The following is a 2,361-nucleotide window of genomic DNA, read 5'->3' on the forward strand; positions in this document are numbered from 1 at the left end:
GGTGACTGCGTACCTTTTGTATAATGGGTCAGCGACTTATATTTAGTAGCAAGGTTAAGTGAATAACGGAGCCGTAGCGAAAGCGAGTGTTAACTGCGCGTTTAGTTGCTAGGTATAGACCCGAAACCCGGTGATCTAGCCATGAGCAGGTTGAAGGTTGAGTAACATCAACTGGAGGACCGAACCCACTAACGTTGAAAAGTTAGGGGATGACTTGTGGCTGGGGGTGAAAGGCCAATCAAACCGGGAGATAGCTGGTTCTCCCCGAAATCTATTTAGGTAGAGCCTCGGACGAATTCCATTGGGGGTAGAGCACTGTTAAGGCTAGGGGGTCATCCCGACTTACCAACCCTTTGCAAACTCCGAATACCAATGAGAACTATCCGGGAGACACACGGCGGGTGCTAACGTCCGTCGTGGAGAGGGAAACAACCCAGACCGCCAGCTAAGGTCCCAAAATATTGCTAAGTGGGAAACGATGTGGGAAGGCATAGACAGCTAGGAGGTTGGCTTAGAAGCAGCCACCCTTTAAAGAAAGCGTAATAGCTCACTAGTCGAGTCGGCCTGCGCGGAAGATGTAACGGGGCTAAGCAATATACCGAAGCTGCGGCAGCATGTTTACATGCTGGGTAGGGGAGCGTTGTGTAAGTGGATGAAGGTGAGTTGTAAAGCTTGCTGGACATATCACAAGTGCGAATGCTGACATGAGTAACGATAATGGGAGTGAAAAACTCCCACGCCGGAAGACCAAGGTTTCCTGTCCCATGCTAATCAGGGCAGGGTAAGTCGGCCCCTAAGGCGAGGCAGAAATGCGTAGTCGATGGGAAACGGGTTAATATTCCCGTACTTATATAATCAGTGATGGAGGGACGGAGAAGGCTAGGCAAGCTTGGCGTTGGTTGTCCAAGTGAAAGTGAGTAGGCTGAAGACTTAGGTAAATCCGGGTTTTCAAGGCCGAGACACGAGACGAGCTCCCAAGGGAGTGAAGTTGTTGATGCCCTGCTTCCAGGAAAAGCTTCTAAACTTATGATTATATGAACCGTACCCCAAACCGACACAGGTGGTCAGGTAGAGAATACTAAGGCGCTTGAGAGAACTCGGGTGAAGGAACTCGGCAAAATTGTACCGTAACTTCGGGAGAAGGTACGCCTCTGTTTGTGAACACTTCGCGTGGTAAGCAAATGGAGGCCGCAGTGACCAGGTGGCTGGGACTGTTTATTAAAAACACAGCACTCTGCAAACTCGTAAGAGGACGTATAGGGTGTGACACCTGCCCGGTGCCGGAAGGTTAATTGATGGGGTTAGTTTTCGGACGAAGCTCTTGATCGAAGCCCCGGTAAACGGCGGCCGTAACTATAACGGTCCTAAGGTAGCGAAATTCCTTGTCGGGTAAGTTCCGACCTGCACGAATGGTGTAACCATGGCCACGCTGTCTCCACCCGAGACTCAGTGAAATTGAAATCGCAGTGAAGATGCTGTGTACCCGCACCTAGACGGAAAGACCCCGTGAACCTTTACTACAGCTTGGCACTGAACATTGAACCTACATGTGTAGGATAGGTGGGAGGCTTTGAAGCACAGTCGCTAGATTGTGTGGAGCCGTCCTTGAAATACCACCCTTGTATGTTTGATGTTCTAACATTGTTCCCTTATCGGGAATGTGGACAGTGTCTGGTGGGTAGTTTGACTGGGGCGGTCTCCTCCCAAATAGTAACGGAGGAGCACGAAGGTTAGCTAATCACGGTCGGACATCGTGAGGTTAGTGCAATGGCATAAGCTAGCTTAACTGCGAGACAGACACGTCGAGCAGGTACGAAAGTAGGTCATAGTGATCCGGTGGTTCTGTATGGAAGGGCCATCGCTCAACGGATAAAAGGTACTCCGGGGATAACAGGCTGATACCGCCCAAGAGTTCATATCGACGGCGGTGTTTGGCACCTCGATGTCGGCTCATCACATCCTGGGGCTGAAGTCGGTCCCAAGGGTATGGCTGTTCGCCATTTAAAGTGGTACGCGAGCTGGGTTTAGAACGTCGTGAGACAGTTCGGTCCCTATCTGGTGTGGGCGTTGGATGATTGATGGGAGCTGCTCCTAGTACGAGAGGACCGGAGTGGACGAACCGCTGGTGTTCGGGTTGTCATGCCAATGGCATTGCCCGGTAGCTATGTTCGGAACGGATAACCGCTGAAAGCATCTAAGCGGGAAGCCGGCCCAAAGATGAGTCATCCCTGACCTTTAAGGTCTGGAAGGGTTGTTATAGACGATGACGTTGATAGGCAGGGTGTGGAAGCGTTGTAAGGCGTTAAGCTAACCTGTACTAATTGCCCGAGAGGCTTAACCATACAACGCCCAAGAAGCTTT

General features: G+C 51.0%; 1 rRNA gene. It reads left to right on the top strand.

Annotation, left to right across the window (positions count from 1 at the left end):
- Window positions 1-2,342: ribosomal RNA gene (locus BIZ39_RS21280) — 23S ribosomal RNA — on the top strand; the annotation flags it as partial.
- Between the last annotated feature and the right edge of the window lie 19 nt (window positions 2,343-2,361).

Origin of the sequence: Alteromonas sp. BZK5 (assembly GCF_014349115.1) — a bacterium.
Classification (GTDB): Bacteria; Pseudomonadota; Gammaproteobacteria; order Enterobacterales; family Alteromonadaceae; genus Alteromonas; species Alteromonas macleodii.